20 protein-coding genes and 1 riboswitch are annotated in these 19,488 nt (G+C 73.2%); of the genes, 10 read left to right on the top strand and 10 right to left on the bottom strand.

The window, feature by feature from the left end; genetic code table 11:
- Window positions 1-31 precede the first annotated feature (31 nt).
- Together ACIP5W_RS19740 and ACIP5W_RS19735 are read right to left on the bottom strand one after the other, a co-directional pair.
- Complete coding sequence (locus ACIP5W_RS19740) at window positions 32-1,294, bottom strand: NAD(P)/FAD-dependent oxidoreductase (RefSeq protein ID WP_401474752.1); 1,263 nt, start codon at window positions 1,292-1,294, stop codon at window positions 32-34.
- A gap of 32 nt (window positions 1,295-1,326) precedes the next feature.
- Window positions 1,327-1,677: a hypothetical protein gene (locus ACIP5W_RS19735; protein WP_401474749.1), complete on the bottom strand. Its 351-nt coding sequence runs from the start codon at window positions 1,675-1,677 to the stop codon at window positions 1,327-1,329.
- A gap of 52 nt (window positions 1,678-1,729) precedes the next feature.
- A riboswitch (TPP riboswitch) is annotated at window positions 1,730-1,841 on the top strand.
- Between ACIP5W_RS19735 and thiO the strand changes: the two genes are divergently transcribed.
- The 5 genes from thiO to ACIP5W_RS19710 all read left to right on the top strand — a co-directional run bounded on the left by thiO (window position 1,839) and on the right by ACIP5W_RS19710 (window position 7,357).
- Window positions 1,839-3,002 carry a glycine oxidase ThiO gene (gene thiO, locus ACIP5W_RS19730; protein WP_401474746.1) on the top strand — a complete coding sequence of 388 codons (1,164 nt, stop codon included), beginning with the start codon at window positions 1,839-1,841 and terminating at the stop codon, window positions 3,000-3,002. It overlaps the preceding riboswitch by 3 nt.
- Window positions 2,999-3,199, top strand: coding sequence for a sulfur carrier protein ThiS (gene thiS / locus ACIP5W_RS19725; protein WP_382787300.1), 201 nt, complete (start codon window positions 2,999-3,001; stop codon window positions 3,197-3,199). Before thiO ends, thiS begins: the two co-directional genes overlap by 4 nt.
- A 3-nt stretch (window positions 3,200-3,202) precedes the next feature.
- On the top strand, window positions 3,203-3,997 hold the full coding sequence (locus ACIP5W_RS19720; RefSeq protein ID WP_401474742.1) for a thiazole synthase: 795 nt from the start codon (window positions 3,203-3,205) through the stop codon (window positions 3,995-3,997).
- Window positions 3,998-4,454: 457 nt separating this feature from the next.
- Window positions 4,455-6,389: a Stk1 family PASTA domain-containing Ser/Thr kinase gene (pknB, locus tag ACIP5W_RS19715; protein ID WP_401474739.1), complete on the top strand. Its 1,935-nt coding sequence runs from the start codon at window positions 4,455-4,457 to the stop codon at window positions 6,387-6,389.
- An 89-nt stretch (window positions 6,390-6,478) separates the two neighbouring features.
- Window positions 6,479-7,357: a deoxyribonuclease IV gene (locus tag ACIP5W_RS19710; RefSeq protein ID WP_401474736.1), complete on the top strand. Its 879-nt coding sequence runs from the start codon at window positions 6,479-6,481 to the stop codon at window positions 7,355-7,357.
- Window positions 7,358-7,403: 46 nt separating this feature from the next.
- On the opposite strand, the gene ACIP5W_RS19705 is transcribed toward ACIP5W_RS19710, so the two are convergent.
- Window positions 7,404-8,036, bottom strand: coding sequence for a sulfite oxidase-like oxidoreductase (locus ACIP5W_RS19705; RefSeq protein ID WP_401474733.1), 633 nt, complete (start codon window positions 8,034-8,036; stop codon window positions 7,404-7,406).
- Between the two features lie 174 nt (window positions 8,037-8,210).
- Between ACIP5W_RS19705 and bfr the strand changes: the two genes are divergently transcribed.
- Window positions 8,211-8,690 (top strand): bacterioferritin, encoded by a 480-nt coding sequence (bfr, locus tag ACIP5W_RS19700; RefSeq protein ID WP_401474730.1) that lies wholly within the window; start codon window positions 8,211-8,213, stop codon window positions 8,688-8,690.
- A gap of 153 nt (window positions 8,691-8,843) precedes the next feature.
- On the opposite strand, the gene ACIP5W_RS19695 is transcribed toward bfr, so the two are convergent.
- Together ACIP5W_RS19695 and ACIP5W_RS19690 are read right to left on the bottom strand one after the other, a co-directional pair.
- Window positions 8,844-9,068, bottom strand: coding sequence for a bacterioferritin-associated ferredoxin (locus tag ACIP5W_RS19695; protein ID WP_398093389.1), 225 nt, complete (start codon window positions 9,066-9,068; stop codon window positions 8,844-8,846).
- A gap of 157 nt (window positions 9,069-9,225) precedes the next feature.
- On the bottom strand, window positions 9,226-10,581 hold the full coding sequence (locus tag ACIP5W_RS19690; protein WP_401474726.1) for a class II 3-deoxy-7-phosphoheptulonate synthase: 1,356 nt from the start codon (window positions 10,579-10,581) through the stop codon (window positions 9,226-9,228).
- A 235-nt stretch (window positions 10,582-10,816) separates the two neighbouring features.
- Between ACIP5W_RS19690 and ACIP5W_RS19685 the strand changes: the two genes are divergently transcribed.
- Complete coding sequence (locus tag ACIP5W_RS19685; RefSeq protein WP_078912442.1) at window positions 10,817-10,873, top strand: trp operon leader peptide; 57 nt, start codon at window positions 10,817-10,819, stop codon at window positions 10,871-10,873.
- 106 nt (window positions 10,874-10,979) lie between these two features.
- Window positions 10,980-12,869, top strand: a complete 1,890-nt coding sequence (locus ACIP5W_RS19680) for an anthranilate synthase family protein (RefSeq protein WP_401474723.1) — start codon at window positions 10,980-10,982, stop codon at window positions 12,867-12,869.
- 140 nt (window positions 12,870-13,009) lie between these two features.
- Here ACIP5W_RS19680 and ACIP5W_RS19675 read toward each other — a convergent pair whose 3' ends face one another.
- The 3 genes from ACIP5W_RS19675 to ACIP5W_RS19665 form a co-directional block, all read right to left on the bottom strand.
- The gene (locus ACIP5W_RS19675; protein ID WP_401474720.1) at window positions 13,010-13,687 is read right to left on the bottom strand and encodes a response regulator; all 678 of its coding nucleotides are present in this window, start codon (window positions 13,685-13,687) and stop codon (window positions 13,010-13,012) included.
- Complete coding sequence (gene macS, locus ACIP5W_RS19670; RefSeq protein ID WP_401474717.1) at window positions 13,684-14,913, bottom strand: MacS family sensor histidine kinase; 1,230 nt, start codon at window positions 14,911-14,913, stop codon at window positions 13,684-13,686. Before macS ends, ACIP5W_RS19675 begins: the two co-directional genes overlap by 4 nt.
- 145 nt (window positions 14,914-15,058) lie before the next feature.
- The gene (locus ACIP5W_RS19665; RefSeq protein WP_401474714.1) at window positions 15,059-15,829 is read right to left on the bottom strand and encodes a lysophospholipid acyltransferase family protein; all 771 of its coding nucleotides are present in this window, start codon (window positions 15,827-15,829) and stop codon (window positions 15,059-15,061) included.
- Window positions 15,830-16,081: 252 nt separating this feature from the next.
- Between ACIP5W_RS19665 and ACIP5W_RS19660 the strand changes: the two genes are divergently transcribed.
- Both ACIP5W_RS19660 and ACIP5W_RS19655 read left to right on the top strand, forming a co-directional pair.
- Window positions 16,082-16,861: an alpha/beta hydrolase gene (locus ACIP5W_RS19660; protein ID WP_401474711.1), complete on the top strand. Its 780-nt coding sequence runs from the start codon at window positions 16,082-16,084 to the stop codon at window positions 16,859-16,861.
- Window positions 16,854-17,477, top strand: a complete 624-nt coding sequence (locus ACIP5W_RS19655) for a hypothetical protein (protein WP_401474708.1) — start codon at window positions 16,854-16,856, stop codon at window positions 17,475-17,477. Before ACIP5W_RS19660 ends, ACIP5W_RS19655 begins: the two co-directional genes overlap by 8 nt.
- 142 nt (window positions 17,478-17,619) lie before the next feature.
- On the opposite strand, the gene ACIP5W_RS19650 is transcribed toward ACIP5W_RS19655, so the two are convergent.
- Together ACIP5W_RS19650 and ACIP5W_RS19645 are read right to left on the bottom strand one after the other, a co-directional pair.
- The gene (locus ACIP5W_RS19650; protein WP_401474705.1) at window positions 17,620-18,375 is read right to left on the bottom strand and encodes an endonuclease/exonuclease/phosphatase family protein; all 756 of its coding nucleotides are present in this window, start codon (window positions 18,373-18,375) and stop codon (window positions 17,620-17,622) included.
- Between the two features lie 115 nt (window positions 18,376-18,490).
- Window positions 18,491-19,444 (bottom strand): ROK family glucokinase, encoded by a 954-nt coding sequence (locus tag ACIP5W_RS19645; protein ID WP_398093401.1) that lies wholly within the window; start codon window positions 19,442-19,444, stop codon window positions 18,491-18,493.
- Between the last annotated feature and the right edge of the window lie 44 nt (window positions 19,445-19,488).

Here is a 19,488-nt window from a genome sequence, read left to right as displayed (position 1 = left end):
CCGCGGGACTCCTCCGGACGGAGCACCGCGGTCACGCCCGGGAAGGCCCCGGTCGGGCCGTCGCCGTCTTGAGCGGCCGCTCCGGGTCCACGACCAGCTCCGGGTCGACCGGCGTGCCCGACTCGATCAGCCGGCGGCCCTGCGCGAGGTCGCGCGGGCGGCCCACCGCCAGCAGGGCGACCAGGCGGTCGTCGCGCAGCCAGCAGACCGTCCAGGCCGGTCCGGCGGGGTCGCCGCGCCACAGGGTGGTGTCGGCGCCGCCGTGGTGCCCGGCGTACTGGACGAAGCGGCCGAACTGCTCCGACCAGAAGTACGGGACCGGGTCGTAGACCGCGGGCGCCTCGTCGCCGGCCGTGCCGAGGATGTTCGCGGCGACCGTGCGCGGGCCCTGGAGGGCGTTGTCCCAGTGGTGGACCAGGAGGCGCTCGCCGTACCGCCCGGAGGGGAAGGACGCGCAGTCGCCGACCGCGTACACGTCGGGCAGGGAGGTGCGCAGGCCGGCGTCGGCCACGACCTCGCCGTGCGGCCCCAGCTCGATGCCCGAGCCGGTCAGCCAGGCCGTGGCGGGGCGGGCGCCGATGCCGACCACGACGGCGTCGGCGGACAGCCGGGACCCGTCGTCGAGGAGGACCGCGCCGGGCTCGACGCGCCGCACGCGCGTGTGGGTGCGCAGTTCGGTGCCGCTGTCGGCGTACCAGGCGGTCATCGCGGCGGCGACGTCGGCGGGCAGGGCGCCGGCCAGCGGCCGGTCGGCGGCCTCGACGACGGTGACCGCGCAGCCGGCCTCGCGCGCGGCGGTGGCGAACTCGGCGCCGATCCAGCCGGCGCCGACGACGACGATGTCGTGACGGCCGGCGAGCACCGGCCGCAGCCGTTCGGCGTCGTCCAGGGTGCGCAGCAGATGGACGCCGGGGACGCCCTCGGCGCCGGGCAGCCGGATCGGTTCGGCGCCGGTGGCGAGCACGAGGACGTCGTACGGGACGGGCCCGGACCCGGTGTCGAGTTCGTGGTCGGCGGGGCGGACCCCGAGGGCCTCGCTGCCGAGCCGGAGTTCGACGTCGAGGCTCTCGAAGTCGACGTCGAAGGCGGAGTGCTCGGCCTTGCCGAGCAGGACGGCCTTGGACAGCGGGGGCCGGTCGTAGGGCTGGTGGGGTTCGGCGCCGACGACGGTCACCGTGCCGTCGAAGCCCTGTTCGCGCAGGGCGACCGCGGTCTGCACCCCGGCCATCCCGGCGCCGACGACGACCACCCGTCGCGCCGCCCGTCCGTCTTCTTCCCGCGTCTGCTCGCTCACCCGGCCACCTTAGACAGCTGACGTGTTGTCAGTCAGCCGTCCTGCTGCGTGATCTGCTCCACCGCACTGGTCCCGCTGCCGGTCCGCGACTCCCACTCCCAGGTCTCGTCGAGGCGCAGCCGCCCGTCGGGCAGCTCGACGACCGTGGACGCGCAGTGCCCGGACGACGTCGTCCCGTCGTGCCCCAGCTGGACGTACCGGAAGTCCAGCCGGTCCCCCTGCCGGGTCCCCACGAGATGCCCGCGGACGACGTCGCCGCCCGCGTAGTCGGCCCAGACCACGCCGTCGCGTTCGCGGTACGTGAAGCGGGTGCGGGTGCCGACCTGACCGGGGGCCTGGTCGGCCACCGGGGCCAGGACCAGGCCGTCGAGCGAACGGGCCACGAGAGGAGACTCCCTTACCGAGACGGAGGACGGGGGGCTAGGGTGGCCAACCTAGAGCACTCGCGGGAGCCCGGACGCACCGGGCTGAGAGGGAGGCTGGCGGCCTCCGACCGTACGAACCTGATCCGGGTCATGCCGGCGAAGGGAGGGGCTGGACGCCCATGTCCTCAGACAAGTCGGACGTCCTCGTCGTCGGGGGCGGCATCATCGGGCTGGTCACCGCGTGGCGGGCCGCGCAGCGCGGGCTCGCCACGGCGGTGCTGGATCCCGCGCCGGGCGGCGGGGCCGCGCAGGTGGCGGCCGGGATGCTCGCCGCCGTCTCCGAACTGCACCACGGCGAACAGACACTGCTCGGCCTGAACCTGGAATCGGCCCGCCGCTACCCGGACTTCGCGGCCGAGCTGACCGAACTGACCGGTCACGACCTGGGCTACCGCCGCTCCGGGACCCTCGCGGTCGCGCTGGACGCCGACGACCGCGCCCATCTGCGGGAACTGCACGCCCTGCAACGGCAGTCGGGGCTGGCCTCGGAGTGGCTGTCCGGCCGGGAGTGCCGGCGGCTGGAGCCCATGCTCGCGCCCGGGGTGCGGGGCGGGCTGCGGGTGGACGGGGACCACCAGATCGATCCGCGGCGGCTGGTGGCGGCGCTGGCGGCCGCCTGTGAGCGGGCGGGCGTGGCCTTCCACCGCGACCGGGCGGAGCGGCTGACGGTGTCGGCCGGGCGCGCCACGGGGGTGCGCACGCGCGCGGGTACGGCACTCGCGGCGCGGCAGGTGGTGCTCGCGGCGGGCAGCCTCAGCGGGCGGCTCGCGGGCGTCCCGGCGGAGGTGCTGCCGCCGGTGCGGCCGGTGAAGGGGCAGGTGCTTCGGCTGACCGTGCCGCGGCGGTACGCGCCGTTCCTGACCCGGACGGTCCGGGCCGTGGTGCGCGGCAGCCAGGTCTACCTGGTGCCGCGCGAGAACGGCGAGCTGGTCGTCGGGGCGACGAGCGAGGAACTGGGCTGGGACACGACGGTGACGGCGGGCGGCGTGTACGAGCTGCTGCGGGACGCCCACGAACTGATCCCCGGCATCACCGAGCTGCCGCTCACCGAGACCCGCGCGGGGCTGCGTCCCGGCTCGCCGGACAACGCGCCGCTGCTCGGGCCGACGGGGCTGGACGGTCTGCTGCTGGCGACCGGGCACTACCGCAACGGCGTGCTGCTGGCGCCGGTCACCGGGGACGCGCTGGCGCACGCGCTGGTCACCGGCGAACTTCCCGCCGAGGCCCGTCCCTTCACCCCCCGGCGCTTCCACGCCGCCGCACTCTCGGAGCAGCCCGCATGAAGATCTCGGTGAACGGTGAGCGGCGCGAGGTCGCTCCCGGCACGGCACTCGACAGCGTCGTACGGTCCCTGACGCCGGCGTCCTCCGGGGTGGCCGCGGCCCTCAACGAAACCGTCGTCCCGCGCGCGCGGTGGTCCGCCACCGCCCTCTCCGACGGAGACCGCGTGGAAGTCCTCACCGCCGTCCAGGGAGGCTGAGCCATGGCCGACGATCCCTTCGTCCTCGGCGGTACGGCGTACTCGTCCCGTCTGATCATGGGGACGGGCGGCGCGCCCAGCCTGGAGGTGCTGGAGCGGGCGCTGGTCGCGTCCGGCACCGAGCTGACCACCGTCGCGATGCGCCGGGTGGACCCCTCGGTGCACGGGTCCGTGCTGTCGGTCCTGGAACGGCTCGGCGTCGGGGTGCTGCCGAACACGGCGGGGTGCTTCACGGCCGGGGAGGCGGTCCTGACGGCACGGCTGGCACGGGAGGCGCTGGGGACCGACCTGGTCAAGCTGGAGGTCGTCGCCGACGAGCGGACGCTGCTGCCCGATCCGATCGAGCTGCTGGACGCGGCGGAGACGCTGGTCGACGACGGGTTCACGGTGCTGCCGTACACGAACGACGATCCGGTGCTGGCGCGGAAGCTGGAGGACGTCGGGTGTGCGGCGGTGATGCCGCTGGGGTCGCCGATCGGATCCGGGCTGGGCATTCGCAACCCCCACAACTTCCAGCTGATCGTCGAGCACGCGCGCGTGCCGGTGATCCTGGACGCGGGCGCCGGTACGGCGTCGGACGTGGCACTGGCGATGGAGCTCGGGTGCGCGGGGGTGATGCTGGCGTCGGCGGTGACGCGGGCGCAGGAGCCGGTGCTGATGGCCCGGGCGATGCGGGGGGCCGTGGAGGCGGGGAGGCTGGCCCGGCTCGCGGGCCGCATTCCCCGCCGTCACTTCGCGCAGGCGTCGTCGCCGGAGGAGGGCCGCGCCACCCTCGACCCGGAACGGCCGGCCTTCTGACGGCGTCTCCCGTTCCCCGCCCGCCCGGCCGGCCGGGCGGGCGGGCGGGCGGTGGCCGTCGCCCGAGGGGGCCCGGCGCCGTCGGCGGCCGGTCGCCCGGCCGGGCCGGTGGTCGTGGGCGGCCGGACGTCGCTCGGCGGGTGCGACGCGGGCCGGACCGGTGGACGCCGGCGGTGCTTAGTGGCCGCGGACCTCGGTCGGTTCCCGGGCGGGTGTAACGGGTGGCGCGTGGGCGGGTGTCACGGGTGGCGCGTGGGCGGGTGTCACGGGTGGCGCGTGGGCGGGTGTCACGGGTGACGCGTGGGCGGGTGTCACGGGTGACGCGTGGGCGGGTGACGGCTTCGGGCGGGCGCGCACGCCGCCCGGTCGTGTCGCTCGTCACAGGTCCGCTTCAGTCCCGCTGCGATACCGGTGTGAGCGGTGAGGGGTGTCGGTGCGGGCTCGTAGACTCGCCTGCGTGGACACGACCCTTCAGGACCCTCTGGTCGGGCAGGTGCTCGACGGGCGTTATCGCGTGGACGCGCGGATCGCGGTCGGCGGGATGGCCACGGTCTACCGGGCCGTGGACACCCGCCTCGACCGCGTTCTCGCGCTCAAGGTGATGCACCCGGCCCTCGCGGCCGACGTCTCCTTCGTCGAGCGCTTCATCCGCGAGGCCAAGTCCGTGGCCCGGCTGGCGCACCCGAACGTCGTCCAGGTGTTCGACCAGGGGACCGACGGGTCGTACGTCTACCTCGCGATGGAGTACGTCGCCGGCTGCACCCTGCGGGACGTGCTGCGCGAGCGCGGCGCACTCCAGCCGCGGGCCGCGCTGGACATCCTGGAGCCGGTCCTGGCCGCGCTCGGAGCCGCGCACCGCGCCGGGTTCGTGCACCGGGACATGAAGCCGGAGAACGTGCTGATAGGGGACGACGGCCGGGTCAAGGTCGCCGACTTCGGCCTGGTCAGGTCCGTGGACACCGTGACCAGCACCACGGGAGCCGTCCTCGGCACCGTCGCCTACCTCGCGCCCGAGCAGATGGAACAGGGCACCACCGACGCACGCGTGGACGTCTACGCCTGCGGGGTCGTGCTCTACGAGATGCTGACCGGCGACAAGCCGCACGACGGCGACACCCCCGCCGTGGTGCTCTACAAGCACCTCCACGAGGACGTGCCGCCGCCCTCCGCCGCCGTCCCCGGCATGGCGTTCGCGCTGGACGAGCTGGTGGCGTCGGCCACCGCCCGCACCCCCGACGTCCGTCCGGCCGACGCCGTGGCCCTGCTCGCGCAGGTCCGTGAGGCGCGGGCCGCTCTCGACGAGGCCCAGCTGGACGCGCTGCCGCCGCAGGCCCTGTCGGCGGACCGCGACATCGCCGAGGACCGCACCAGCGTGATCCCGCGCTCGCTCACGGTCCCGCGCCCCCTGCCCGTCGACGACGGCGGGCAGGGCCCCGACGGGGACCCGATGAACCGGACGTCCCGGTTCGCGGCGGAGCCCCCGCCGCCCCGGCGCCGCTCGGTGCGGCCCCGCCGCCAAGTGGTCGCGATCCTCGCCGCCGCCCTGCTGGTGCTCGGCGTCGGCGCGGGCGTCTGGTACATCAGCTCGGGCCAGTTCACCAAGGTCCCGGCGGTGCTCACCCAGACCGAGGCGCAGGCCAGGGAGCGGCTGGAGGCGGCCGGGCTGGACGTCGGCGAGGTGAAGCACGCCTACAGCGACACGGTCGAGCGCGGCACCGTCGTCAGCACGGACCCGGGGCCGGGCGCCCGTATCCGTGCCAACGACTCGGTGGCCCTCACCGTCTCCGACGGCCCCGAGACGGTGAAGGTGCCGGATGTGAAGGGCTCGCGGCTGGACAAGGCCGAGGACCTGCTGAAGTCGGACGGGCTGGAGCCCGGCCTGGTGACCGAGGCGTTCAGCGAGGACGTCCTCAAGGGCTTCGTGATCAGCAGCAGCCCGGCGGCCGGCACCGAGCGGCGGGCGGGCTCGGCGGTCTCCCTCGTGGTCAGCAAGGGCAGCCCCGTCGAGGTCCCGGACGTCACCGGCAAGGACCTGGACGACGCGCGGGCCGAGCTGGAGGAGGCCGGCCTGGAGGTGAAGGTCTCCGCCGGGGAGGTCACCTCCGAGTTCGACAAGGGCCAGGTCGCCGCCCAGTCACCGGGTGCGGAGGAGGAGGTCGCCGACGGCGACACGGTGACGCTGACCCTGTCCAAGGGCCCGGAGATGGTCGAGGTCCCGGACGTGGTGGGCGCGAGCGTCGACGACGCCAAGGCCGAGCTGGAGAAGGCCGGCTTCGAGGTGGACGAGGACCGCGGCCTGCTGGGCCTGTTCGGCGACACGGTCAAGAGCCAGTCCGTGGACGGCGGCGAGACGGCCCCCAAGGGATCGACGATCACGATCACCATCCGGTGACGGTGGCTGCCCGACCGCCCTGCGGTGCCGGTGGCGCCAGACCGCCCTGCGGTGACCGGGCCGCACCGGCGGCATGACACCCTGAACGGGTGAGTTCCGCGCACCCCTTCCCCTCCCGCAATCCCGTCGGCGGCCATGTCCCGGTGGCCGGCGGTCTGCACTCCGTGGGCATGTCCTACGCCCGTGACCTCAAGGCCGAGACGGTCCAGGTCTTCGTCGCCAACCCGCGCGGCTGGGCCACCCCGGCGGGCAACCCGGCGCAGGACGCGGCGTTCCGGGAGGCCTGCGCGGCGGAGTCGGTGCCGGCGTACGTGCACGCGCCGTACCTGATCAACTTCGGCTCGCACACCGAGGCGACGGCGGAGCGGTCGGTGGAGTCCCTGCGGCACTCGCTGCGCCGGGGGCGGGAGATCGGCGCGCTGGGCGTGGTCGTGCACACGGGGAGCGCGACGGGCGGGCGGGACCGGGGCGTGGCCCTGAAGCAGGTCCGGGAGTACCTGCTGCCGCTGCTGGACGAGCTGACCCACGACGACGACCCGTTCCTGCTGCTGGAGTCGACGGCCGGGCAGGGCGCCTCGCTCTGCTCGCGGACCTGGGACTTCGGGCCGTACTTCGAGGCGCTGGACGCCCATCCGAGGCTCGGCGTCTGTCTGGACACCTGCCACGTCTTCGCGGCCGGGCACGACCTGACCGGTCCGGCGGGCATGCACCAGACCCTCGATCTGCTGGTGGACACGGTCGGCGAGGGCCGGCTGAAGCTGATCCACGCCAATGACTCCAAGGACGTGGTGGGCGCCCACAAGGACCGGCACGAGAACATCGGCGCGGGTCACATCGGCGAGGATCCGTTCCGCGCGCTGATGACGCACCCGGCGACCGCGGGCGTACCGCTCGTGATCGAGACGCCCGGTGGCAAGGAGGGGCACGCGGCGGACGTGGAGCGGCTGAAGAAGCTCCGGGACGGCTGATCCGCCTCCCCGGGCGGTGCCCGGGCGCCCCGGGGGACGCCGGGGCTCAGAGTTCGGGGCCGTCCCCGGGCTTCTCCTGGTAGGAGTAGCGCTGCTCTTTCCAGGGGTCGCCGATGTTGTGGTAGCCGCGTTCCTCCCAGAAGCCACGGCGGTCGGCGGTCATGTACTCGACACCGCGGACCCACTTGGGACCCTTCCAGGCGTAGAGGTGGGGCACGACCAGGCGCACCGGGAAGCCGTGCTCGGCGGTGAGCAGCTCGCCGTCCTTGTGGGTGGCGAAGAGGGTGTGCTCGGCGGCGAAGTCCGACAACCGCAGGTTGGAGCTGAAGCCGTACTCCGCCCACACCATCACATGGGTGACGTCGGCGGCGGGCGGCACGGCCTCCAGGATGGTCCGGGCCGGGATGCCGCCCCACTCGGCGCCGAGCATGCTGAACTTCGTCACGCAGTGCAGGTCGGCGACCACGGTGGCGTACGGAAGGGCCGTGAACTCCTCGTGGGTCCAGCAGCGCTTGTCACCGTCGGCGGTGCCGCCGAAGACCCTGAACTCCCAGCGCTCGGGCCGGAACTTGGGCACCGGGCCGTAGTGGGTGACGGGCCAGCCCCGCTGAAGTCGCTGCCCCGGCGGAAGCTCGGACGCTGCTGCTTCTCCTGATTCTCGCTCCACCGGATGACCCATGACTCCATCCTGACAGACCCCGGCCGGTGCGAATGACCAGGCATGACCAGAATCGGGCAATTAACGCCAAGCATGAACCAACGCACTAAGTACGCACTTACTGGACGATCTTCCGCGCCGGTGACATCATGCGGCGGCAATCTCCCGTACCCCCGCGCGGAAGGAGCCTCTGCGATGCAGGGCGACCCCGAGGTCCTCGAGTTCCTCAACGAGCAGCTCACCGGTGAGCTGACCGCGATCAACCAGTACTTCCTGCACGCGAAGATGCAGGAGAACCTCGGCTGGACGAAGCTCGCGAAATACACGCGGCACGAGTCGTTCGACGAGATGAAGCACGCGGAGGTCCTGACCGACCGGATCCTGCTCCTGGAGGGCCTGCCGAACTACCAGCGGCTGTTCCACGTACGGGTGGGCCAGACGGTCAAGGAGATGTTCGAGGCCGACCGGCAGGTCGAGGTGGAGGCGATCGACCGCCTCAAGCGCGGGATCAAGGTGATGCGCGAGAAGGGCGACATCACGTCCGCGAACATCTTCGAGTCGATCCTCGAGGACGAGGAGCACCACATCGACTACCTCGACACCCAGCTGGACCTGGTGGAGAAGCTCGGTGAGGCGCTGTACATCGCACAGCTGATCGAGCAGCCGGAGAGCTGAGAAGCGGCGGGAGGGCCGAGACCCGGTGGACAGCCCCAGGGGGAACCGGCGAGAGCCCGGGAGAACCTGGAGAGCCGGGGAAGCCGGGAAGGCCCGGCGAGAGCCCGGGAGAGCCGGGGAAGCCGGGAAGGCCCGGCGGGAACCGTCAGGCGCTCAGGCGGCTTCGTCGAGTGCGGCGAGGACCGGCCGGCCCTCGCCGGCCAGGTCACGGCGCGGGGCGGCGCCCCGGCCGAGGATCGCCTGGATGCGGCGGACGCACGAGCCGCAGTCCGTGCCCGCCTTGCAGGCGGAGGCGATCTGGCGAGGCGTACAGGCGCCGCCGTCCGCGTGCTGCTGGACCTGCGCTTCCGTCACTCCGAAGCAGCTGCAGACGTACACGCGGACACCTCCCGCCGAGATCGATTAGGTTTACCTAACCTTACCCGGCGCCCAGAGGCCGCAAAAGGGAGATGGGGCGCGGATCGTATGTGATCCGCGCCCCACTTCGGGTTCTGCGACGCGTGAACCGGTCGCCGGTCCGCCACGTCACCGGCCGCTACTGGTCCCGGTACATCTCCGCGACCAGGAACGCCAGGTCGAGGGACTGGCTGCGGTTGAGCCGCGGGTCGCAGGCGGTCTCGTAGCGCTGGTGGAGGTCGTCGACGAAGATCTCGTCACCGCCGCCCACGCATTCGGTCACGTCGTCGCCGGTCAGCTCGACGTGGATGCCGCCGGGGTGGGTGCCGAGGCCCTTGTGGACCTCGAAGAAGCCCTTGACCTCGTCGAGCACGTCGTCGAAGCGGCGGGTCTTGTGGCCGGAGGCCGCCTCGAAGGTGTTGCCGTGCATCGGGTCCGTCACCCAGGCGACGGTCGCGCCCGAGGCGGTGACCTTCTCGACCAGCTCCGGCAGCTTGTCGCGGACCTTGTCGGCGCCCATGCGGACGATGAAGGTCAGCCGGCCCGGCTCCCGGTCGGGGTCGAGGCGCTCGATGTACTGGAGCGCTTCCTCGGCCGTCGTCGTCGGACCGAGCTTGATGCCGATGGGGTTGCGGATCTTCGAGGCGAACTCGATGTGCGCGTGGTCCAGCTGGCGGGTGCGCTCGCCGATCCACACCATGTGCGCGGAGACGTCGTACAGGCGGCCGGTACGGGAGTCGACGCGGGTGAGGGCCGACTCGTAGTCGAGGAGCAGCGCCTCGTGGGAGGCGTAGAACTCGACCGTCTTGAACTCCTCCGGGTCCGTGCCGCAGGCGTGCATGAAGTTGAGCGCCTGGTCGATCTCGCGGGCGAGCTGCTCGTAGCGCTGACCGGACGGGGACGACTTCACGAAGTCCTGGTTCCAGGCGTGGACCTGGCGCAGGTCGGCGTAGCCGCCGGTGGTGAAGGCGCGCACCAGGTTCAGCGTGGAGGCGGACGCGTGGTACATCCGCTTCAGGCGCTCGGGGTCCGGGACGCGGGCGGCCTCGTTGAAGTCGAAGCCGTTGACCGAGTCACCGCGGTACGTCGGCAGGGTCACGCCGTCGCGGGTCTCGGTGTTCTTGGAGCGCGGCTTGGAGTACTGGCCCGCGATCCGGCCCACCTTCACGACCGGCACGGAGGCCGCGTACGTGAGGACGGCGCCCATCTGGAGGAGCGTCTTCAACTTCGCCCGGATGTGCTCGGCGGACACCGCCTCGAAGGACTCGGCACAGTCACCGCCCTGCAGCAGGAACGCCTCCCCCCGGGCAACCGCAGCCATCCGTGAGCGAAGCTGGTCGCACTCACCGGCGAACACCAGCGGGGGATACGTTTCGAGCTCGGCGATCACTTCGCGCAGAGCCTCGGCATCCGGGTACTCGGGCTGCTGCGCCGCGGGCAGGTCTCGCCACGTCGCCTGAGCGGCGACACTTCGGGAATCAGCGTTCACGGTCACGCGCCCAACAGTACGCGGTCGGTCCATGGGTCCATTGCAGCGCTCAGCCTGTGAGACGGCTCTGTCCCCGGCTCGGTGAGCCGGGGACAGAGCCCGACAGCCCCGCTGCCGCGGGGAGCGAACCGCACCCGTCTGAAGCGGAGTCCTGGGCTTCGGACCGTCCCCCGCGCGGCGGGGAGCACACCTTGTCGGACGAGGCAGAGCCGGACGCCTCACATCGTGTAGCGTGCACCCCATGTTCGCGCTTTCGACCCAGAACTGGTGGTGGACCGCTCATCCGGCGGCCCACTGACTGCGCGTACGCAAGACTTCGCGAAGGCCGCCCGAAGGGGCGGCCTTCGGTGTTTCCGGGCCCGGCCGTCCCTGTCGACTCTCCCACCGAGAAGGACACGGACCCCATGCATCTGCTCGATCTCCTGGCCGACCCCCGCCCGTTCGCCCTGCTGCGCCGCCGGGCGCCGGGCCGGACCACCGAGGACGGCACCACCGTGGAGCTGCTCCTCGGCCCGGTCACCGTCCGCGAGCGGCTCGCCGACCTGCCCGACGAGGGCCTCGCGCTGGTGCCGTTCCGTCAGATCCGCGAACGCGGCTTCGACGTCCGTGACGACGGCACGCCGCTGTCCGTCCTGATCCCCGAGGAGCGGTACGAGATCCCGCTCGCCGAGGCACTGGAGCAGCTCCCCGCGCACGAGGTGCGCGTCGAGGGCGGCGGCTTCGACGTCGGCGACGAGGAGTACGCGGAGATCGTCGGGCGGGTGCTGCGGGAGGAGATCGGGCGGGGCGAGGGGGCGAACTTCGTCATCCGGCGGACGTACGAGGGCGCGGTCCCGGGATTCGGGAGGGCCGACGCACTCGCGCTGTTCCGGCGGCTGCTGGAGGGCGAGCGGGGCGCTTACTGGACGTTCGTCGTGCACACCGGGGACCGGACGCTGGTGGGTGCCAGCCCCGAGGTGCACGTGCGGATGTCGGGCGGCACGGTCGTGATGAACCCGATCAGCGGGACGTACCGCTATCCCGACGGGGGGCCGACACCCGGGCACCTGCTGGACTTCCTCGCCGACGGCAAGGAGATCGAGGAGCTGTCGATGGTCGTCGACGAGGAACTGAAGATGATGTGCACCGTCGGCGACATGGGCGGGGTGGTCGTCGGGCCGCGGCTGAAGGAGATGGCCCACCTCGCGCACACCGAGTACGAGCTGCGGGGGAAGTCCTCGATGGACGTGCGCGAGGTGCTGCGGGAGACGATGTTCGCGGCGACCGTCACGGGTTCGCCGGTGCAGAACGCCTGCCGGGTCATCGAGCGGCACGAGGTAGGCGGGCGCGGCTACTACGGGGCAGCGCTGGCGCTGATCGGGCGGGACTCCGGCGGGGCCCAGACCCTCGACTCCCCCATCCTCATCCGCACCGCGGACATCGACGCGGCCGGCCGGCTGCGGGTGCCGGTCGGGGCGACGCTGGTGCGCGGTTCGGACCCGGCGGGCGAGGTCGCGGAGACGCACGCCAAGGCGGCGGGCGTGCTGGCCGCCCTCGGCGTCCGGCCGGGAAGACCGCGGGCCGAGCAGGCGCGGGCCCGGCTGGCCGACGATCCGCGGGTGCGGGCGGCGCTGGACGGTCGCCGGGCCTCGCTGGCGCCGTTCTGGCTGCGGATGCGGGAGCGGTCCCGGGAACTGACCGGGCACGCCCTGGTGGTCGACTGCGAGGACACCTTCACGGCGATGCTCGCGCACGTCCTGCGCTCGTCCGGGCTGGAGGTCACCGTCCGGCGCTACGACGAACCGGGGCTGCGGGCGGCGGTGCTCGCGCACGAGGGTCCCGTGGTGCTGGGCCCGGGTCCGGGTGATCCGTCGGACCTGGCCGACCCCAGGATGCGGTTCCTGCGGGAGCTGACCGCGCGGGTCGTCGGGGAGCACCGGCACGGGGTGCTGGGCGTGTGCCTCGGGCACGAACTGATCGCGGCGGAGCTGGGGCTGGACATCGTACGCAAGGAGGTGCCGTACCAGGGGGCGCAGACGCGGGTGGAGCTGTTCGGGCGGGAGGAGACCGTCGGGTTCTACAACAGCTTCGTCGCGCGGTGCGACGACGACGCCCGGCAGGAGCTGGCCGCGCACGGGGTGGAGGTGAGCCGTGCGGCGAACGGGGAGGTGCACGCGCTGCGCGGGCCCGGGTTCGCCGGCGTGCAGTTCCACCCGGAGTCGGTGCTCACGCTGGACGGGGTGGCGATCGTGCGGGAACTGATGGGACGGCTACAGGGCACCGGCGGCCTGTCCGAGCGGCGGCCGGCGCGCTAGATGCACCGACCCGCAGGGGCGTTGACCCGGCTGTCCGGCGCACGCTCCCGTCGTCGTCGGCCCCGCTGCCGGCGCCCGCAGGGACCCGGTGGTGCCGCGACCGGCGCCGCCGGGTGTTCCCCGGGGCGCCGGCGGCGGGGTCACTCGTCGTCGAGGCCGCGCTCTATCGCGTACCGCACCAGCTCCACGCGGTTGTGCAGCTGGAGCTTGCCGAGGGTGTTCTGCACGTGGTTCTGGACCGTGCGGTGCGAGATGACGAGGCGTTCGGCGATCTGCTTGTAGCTCAGGCCCTTGGCGACCAGGCGCAGCACCTCGGTCTCGCGGTCGGTGAGCCGGGGCGCGTCCGGTTCGCCGGCGCCGGGCGCCGGGCCGGGGTCGGAGGCCAGCCGCCGGTACTCGCCGAGCACCAGTCCGGCCAGGCCCGGCGTGAACACCGGGTCGCCAGCGGCGGTGCGGCGCACCGCGTCCAGCAGTTCCTCCGTGGACGCCGACTTCAGCAGGTAGCCGGTCGCGCCGGACTTCACCGCTTCCAGTACGTCGGCGTGCTCGCCGCTCGCGGACAGCACCAGGACGCGCAGCGCCGGGTCGGCGGCGACGACCTCCTTGCAGACCTGGACGCCCGGTTTGGCGGGCAGGTTGAGGTCCAGGACGAGGACGTCGGGCGAGGTGGCCCTGGCGCGGCGCACGGCCTGCTCGCCGTCGCCGGCGGTGGCGACCACGTCGAAGCCGGACTCGGCGAGGTCGCGGGCGACGGCCTCGCGCCACATGGGGTGGTCGTCGACCACCATCACCTTGATCGGGTCCTGTCCGCTGCTCATCGTGTGCCTGCCTTCCCCCGCTTGACGTGCTGTTTCGGTACCGTCAGTTCGACCTCGGTGCCCTGCCCCGGCGTCGACACCAGTTCGGCCCCGCCGCCGAGGTCGCGCAGCCGGCCCCGGATCGACTGGGCGACCCCGAGCCGCCCCTCGCCCTCGGCCTGCGCCAGCCGGCCCTCCGCGATGCCCGGCCCGTCGTCCCGTACGGTCACGATCACCGCGTCGGGCTCGTCCTCCACCAGGATCCAGGCCCGCGCCTGCTCCCCCGCGTGCCTGCGCACGTTGTCCAGCGCGGCCCCGACCGCCGCGGCCAGCTCCCGGGCGGCGGCCGGGGCCAGCAGGACCGGGGCGCCGGGCTCGGCGAGGCTGACCCGGGCCGCGGCGAAGGGGGCGAGCAGCGCGCGCAGATCGACCGGACCGGCCTCGTCGTCGCCGTCGTCCTCGTCCACCGCGACGACGAGGGCTCCCTCGGTGGCGTCCCGCGACACCCGGGAGACGGGGACGAGGCCGCCGGAGACCAGGGTGCGCAGGGCGACCTCCTGCTCGCCGGCCATCCGGCCCAGTTCGGCCGCCTCACCGCCGATGACCGCGCCGCGCCGCTGCACCATGGCGAGCACCTGGAGCACGCTGTCGTGGATGTCGCGGGCGAGCCGCTCCCGCTCACGGGTCGCGGCCTCGATCTCCAGGGCGCGGGCGAGGGTGCGCTCGGAGGCGCGGGCGACCTCGACGACGTATCCGATGGCGATGGAGGCGACCCAGACGAGGATGACGTTGTGGACGGTGTCGCGGGCCGGGTGACCGCGCTCGATCAGGTTGGCGGCGGCCACCGGTGTGGAGGCGAACGCCGCCCAGCGCCAGCCGCCCTTGATGGCGAACGCCAGGACCGAGCCGGCCGTCCATATCGAGGGCAGGGTGGGGCCGCTGTCCTGGATGTGCTGGTCGCTGACGACCAGCGGGGTCAGGAGGATGCCGGTGAGCGCGACGAGGAGGTCGGCGGTGAGGAAGCGCTTGGTGCACGCCGTCGCGTTCTGCACGCGGGGCAGGGTGGCGAGCGTCCAGCAGCACAGGACGGCGAAGTAGGCGACGGCGATGCCGGGCCGGTCGTAGTCGTCGTGGGCGGCGACGAACAGGCCGACCGCGTACAGCATGGTCAGCACCCGGTAGGCGGTGAGCGCACGCCACAGCGGCAGCTCGACCGACATCCTCATGACTCTCTCGCGCTTGGGCACTTCCCCCACCCCCTGAGCCCGGACCGCCTCGCCGGGGTCTTCCCTGCGGATCGGGCCGGGCCCCTCGACCCAACCTGATCCAGTCTGATCCAGCCTGATCCGGACGAAGGGATCCGGACGAAAGACCCCGGGGCCCGCAAAGACCCTAGGGCTCGCTCCGCTCGGACTTCTCCTTCTTCGCCTGTTCCTTCTCGGCCTGCGCGAGGGCGGCCTTCGCGGCCTTCTCCGCTTCCCTGTCGGCCTTCGCCGCCTCCGCGATCTGCCGCTTGGCGGCCGTCGCGTAGATGTCGACGTACTCCTGGCCGGAGAGCTTCATGATCTCGTACATGACCTCGTCGGTCACCGCCCGGAGCACGAAACGGTCGTGTTCCATGCCGTGGTAGCGGCTGAAGTCCAGCGGCCTGCCGATGCGGATGCCGGGCCGCATGATCTTCGGCATCACCTGACCGGGCGGCTGGATCTTCTCCGTGTCGATCATCGCGACCGGGATCACCGGAGCGCCGGTGGCGAGCGCCACGCGCGCGAGGCCGCCCGGCTTGCCGCGGTAGAGCCGGCCGTCGGGCGAGCGGGTGCCCTCCGGGTAGATCCCGAACAGCTCACCGCGCTCCAGCACGTCTATCCCGCTCCTGATCGCCGCCTCGCCCGCGCCGCGGGCGCCGGAACGGTCCACGGGGAGCTGCCCGACGCCCTTGAAGAAGGCCGCCGTGAGCCGGCCCTTCACGCCGGGCGTGGTGAAGTACTCGGCCTTCGCGATGAACGTGACCTTGCGGTCGAGGACCGCGGGGAGGAAGAACGAGTCGGAGAAGGAGAGGTGATTGCTCGCCAGGATCGCGGGGCCCTCGGCGGGCACGTTCTCCAGGCCCTCCACCCAGGGCCTGAAGATCATCTTCAGCGGCCCCCCGACGGAAACCTTCATCGCGCCGTACAACAACCGAGTGCCTCCTGTAAGTGTCGCTCAGACCTTAACCCGGAGTGGCGGCCCGAGGCTTCGACGGCCCTGGTCGGTGTCGGTGCGGTCGCGTACGGTGAACCTCACGTCCGTCCGTCGCGGAAGTCCCGTCGCGGAGGTCCCGTCGGGGAGGTCCCGTCGGGAACCGCCGCCGAGGACTCCACCGAGAAACTCCAGCGAGAAGCCCCCATCGAGAACGACGAAGACAGGAGACCGAAGGTGCCGGTCCTTCCTGGAGCCGAGCCGTACCGCCACGAGGGCGGGGAGGTAGGGATCCTCCTCTGTCACGGCTTCACCGGTTCCCCGCAGTCGCTGCGTCCCTGGGCGCGGCATCTGGCCGGGCACGGCCTGACCGTCTCGCTGCCCCTGCTGCCGGGCCACGGCACGCGCTGGGAGGACATGGCGCTCACCGGCTGGCCCGACTGGTACGCGGAGGTGGACCGCGAGCTGCGCGTCCTGCGGGAGCGGTGCGCGCGGGTGTTCGTGGCCGGGCTCTCGATGGGCGGTGCCCTGGCGCTGCGGCTCGCCGCCCGGCACGGCGACGCGGTCGAGGGCGTCGTGGTCGTCAATCCGGCGAACCGGGTGCACGGTCTGTCCGCCCGCGCGCTTCCGGTGGCGCGTCACCTCGTGCGCACGACGCGGGGGATCGTCAGCGACATCGCGAAGGAGGGGGCGGTGGAGACCGGGTACGACCGGGTGCCGCTGCACGCGGCGCACTCGCTGCGTACCTTTCTCCGGCTGGTCGACGGCGAGCTGCCGCAGGTCACCCAGCCGCTGCTGCTCCTGCGCAGTGTGCGGGACCATGTGGTGCCGGCCGCCGACTCCGCCCGGATCCTGAGCCGGGTGTCGTCGACGGACGTGACCGAGGTCCTGCTGGAACAGAGCTACCACGTGGCGACGTTGGACCACGACGCGGACCGGATCTTCGAGGAGACCCTCGCGTTCATCGGCCGGCTCGCACCCAGTGTCGGCAAGGAAGGGACGACAGCAGGTGGCTGAGCACGACTCCGACCGCGAGGACCGTGAGGACCGCGAGGACGGCCGCGACCACGAGCCGGAGCAGAGTGTGCCCTTCGACGAGGAGGCCGCGTGGGCGGCGATCGTCGCGGGGTACGGCGACGAGCCGGTGGACCCGCCGGGCGCCAAGCCGTTCAAGTCGGTCGAGGACCTGGCACTCCTGGAAGCGGAGACCGATGACGAGAGTCCGGCGAGCGGCGCGCCCTCGGGCGCGGGCCCCGTGGAGGAGCCCGCCGAGGAGAGGAAGCCGGCCGGACCGCTGGGCAGCTCGGTCTCCTTCGCCCCCGGTGTCGGACCGCGCGACTACTCGCCGGCCGAGCCCGCCGCGACGGACCCCGACGGGGACGACGAGGGGCACTTCGTGCCGCCCGAGCCGCCGCCGCTGCCCGAGGCCGACACGACGGCCAAGTTCGCCTGGCTCGGGGTGATCGGCGGTCCGGTCCTGCTCCTGCTGGCGATCCTGCTCGGCTGGGAGATGACCTGGTGGCTGACGACGATCTGCATCGGCGGCTTCCTCGGCGGCTTCGCCACGCTGGTGATGCGCATGCGCCCGGACGACGAGGACGACGAGGATCCGGGGCGGGGCGCGGTCGTCTGAGGACCGCGCGCCCGCGCGCCGCCGCCCCGCGCCCGGCACTCCGACGGCACCGGGAGCGGCCGGGGTGCCCCGGCCGTCCGCGGCGCGGACTCCCCCGACGCGCCCGCACCGGCGCGGCCCCGGCCTCCGTCCGGCGGTCGGTTCAGACGGCGGGCACCCGCAGGGCGGCCAGGACCGGCAGGTGGTCCGTGGCCGCCCTCAGGTCCGTGTCCGTGACGCCCGGGAGGCCGAGCGGGACCCCGCAGCCCAGCACCTCCACGCCCTTCGTCGCGAGGAGGGCGTCGATGCGGCGGTCCGGGCGGCCGGCCGGGAAGGTGTTCTCGCCGCCCCGGGGTGCCGTCGTACGGCAGTCCTGGAGTGCGGCGGTCAGGCGGGTGAAGGCGCGTCCGCCGGGGCGCTCGTTGAGGTCGCCGCCCGCGACGGCGTGCTCCACGCCCAGCCCGGCGAGCCGGTCGAGGAGCATCCCGGCCTGCTCGTACCGCTCGGCCCCGTCCAGGCCGAGGTGACAGCTGAGGACGCCGAGGCGGGCGCCCGCGAACCGGACCACGGCGGTGGCGAAGCCCCGTCGGTGGTGTCCGGGGGTGAGGGGCAGGAGCACGTCCTCGGTGCGTTCGACGGTGGCCCGCAGCGAGCAGAGGACGGCGGGGCCCGCGGCCGTGCCGCCGCCGGTGAGGACGACCTGCCCGGAGGCGGCCGCGAGCCGGGCCAGCTTCTTGCGCCAGCGGAAGAACCGCGGGGCCTCCTGGACCAGGACCAGGTCGGGGGCGCAGGCGGTGATCACTCGGGCGAGGGCGGCGGTGTCGTCGCGCATCGAGCGGATGTTGTAGCCGAGGACGCGGATCACGGCGGAGCCGTCGGGTTCGGTGCGGGACTCAGGGAGCGGCGGGGGCGTCACCATGCCGTCACGATACGTGCCGATCGCCCGGCGGGGGCGAGGATCCCGGGCGGCCGCGGACGTGGTTCCCCGCGCCCCGAAGGGGTGCGGGGAACCGTGGTGCGTCAGACGGCCGCCCTCACATGATCGGGTCGGGCTCGCGGGCCAGGTCGGCCGCGCCCACCAGCCCCGCCTTGTTGCCCAGCCGGGCCGCGATCACGTCCGCCACCGGGCGCCAGTTGCCGCCGACCAGCCACCGCTTGTAGGACTTGCGGATCGGGTCGAGGACCAGGTCGCCCTCGTCCGAGAGGCCGCCGCCGACGATGAAGGCGGACGGGTCGAACAGGGAGGCCAGGTCGGCGAGGCCGGCGCCGGCCCAGCGGGCCAGCTCGCGGTAGGAGTCCACGGCGACCGGGTCGCCCTGGCGGGCGGCCATGGAGATGTGCTTGCCCTCGATGCCGTCGGGGGTGCCGTCGCCGAGCGCGAGCAGCACCTCGGCGCGCTCCGGGGTGGCGTTGGCGCGCTGCTTGGCGTACCGCACGAGGGCGCGGCCGGAGGCGTACTGCTCCCAGCAGCCCTGCGAGCCGCAGCCGCACAGCAGCCCGTCCGGGACCATGCGGATGTGGCCGAACTCGGCGGCCACGCCGAAGTGGCCGCGGCGCAGCTTGTTGCCGATGATGATGCCGCCGCCGAGGCCGGTGCCGAGCGTGATGCAGATGACGTTGCGATGGCCCTTGCCGGCGCCGAACTTGTACTCGCCCCAGGCCGCGGCGTTGGCGTCGTTCTCCACGACGACCGGCAGGCCGACGCGGGCCTCGACCTTCTCCTTGAGCGGCTCGTTGCGCCAGTCGATGTTCGGCGCGAAGTAGACCGTGGAGCGCTGGCGGTTGACGTAACCGGCGGCACCGATGCCCACGCCGACGATCTCGTGCCCGGCGCGCGCGCCCTCCACCGCGGAGGCGATGGCGTCCACGATGCCCTCGGGCGTACCCGGGGTCGGCACCTTGAAGGTCGAGAGGATGTTGCCTTCCTCGTCGACCACGCCGGCCGCGATCTTCGTGCCGCCGATGTCGACGCCGATGGTGAGTCCCATGAATCCCTCAGTTTCGGTCGAGCCCCGCTACGGCCAACCGTACC

The sequence above is a fragment of the Streptomyces sp. NPDC088766 genome (assembly GCF_044750845.1).
Taxonomy (GTDB): Bacteria; Actinomycetota; Actinomycetes; order Streptomycetales; family Streptomycetaceae; genus Streptomyces.
The sequence above is the reverse complement of the archived record's forward strand: the minus strand, read 5'-3'. Positions and strand labels throughout refer to the sequence as shown.

Bases quoted from the DNA above. Each gene is read 5' to 3' on its own strand.
- ACIP5W_RS19675 (WP_401474720.1), bottom strand. From the start codon at position 13,687: ATGAGCAGCGGACAGGACCCGATCAAGGTGATGGTGGTCGACGACCAC.
- bfr (WP_401474730.1), top strand. From the start codon at position 8,211: ATGCAGGGCGACCCCGAGGTCCTCGAGTTCCTCAACGAGCAGCTCACC.
- ACIP5W_RS19720 (WP_401474742.1), top strand. From the start codon at position 3,203: ATGGCCGACGATCCCTTCGTCCTCGGCGGTACGGCGTACTCGTCCCGT.
- thiO (WP_401474746.1), top strand. From the start codon at position 1,839: ATGTCCTCAGACAAGTCGGACGTCCTCGTCGTCGGGGGCGGCATCATC.
- ACIP5W_RS19665 (WP_401474714.1), bottom strand. From the start codon at position 15,829: ATGAAGGTTTCCGTCGGGGGGCCGCTGAAGATGATCTTCAGGCCCTGG.
- ACIP5W_RS19645 (WP_398093401.1), bottom strand. From the start codon at position 19,444: ATGGGACTCACCATCGGCGTCGACATCGGCGGCACGAAGATCGCGGCC.
- ACIP5W_RS19705 (WP_401474733.1), bottom strand. From the start codon at position 8,036: ATGGGTCATCCGGTGGAGCGAGAATCAGGAGAAGCAGCAGCGTCCGAG.
- thiS (WP_382787300.1), top strand. From the start codon at position 2,999: ATGAAGATCTCGGTGAACGGTGAGCGGCGCGAGGTCGCTCCCGGCACG.
- ACIP5W_RS19650 (WP_401474705.1), bottom strand. From the start codon at position 18,375: ATGGTGACGCCCCCGCCGCTCCCTGAGTCCCGCACCGAACCCGACGGC.
- ACIP5W_RS19680 (WP_401474723.1), top strand. From the start codon at position 10,980: ATGCATCTGCTCGATCTCCTGGCCGACCCCCGCCCGTTCGCCCTGCTG.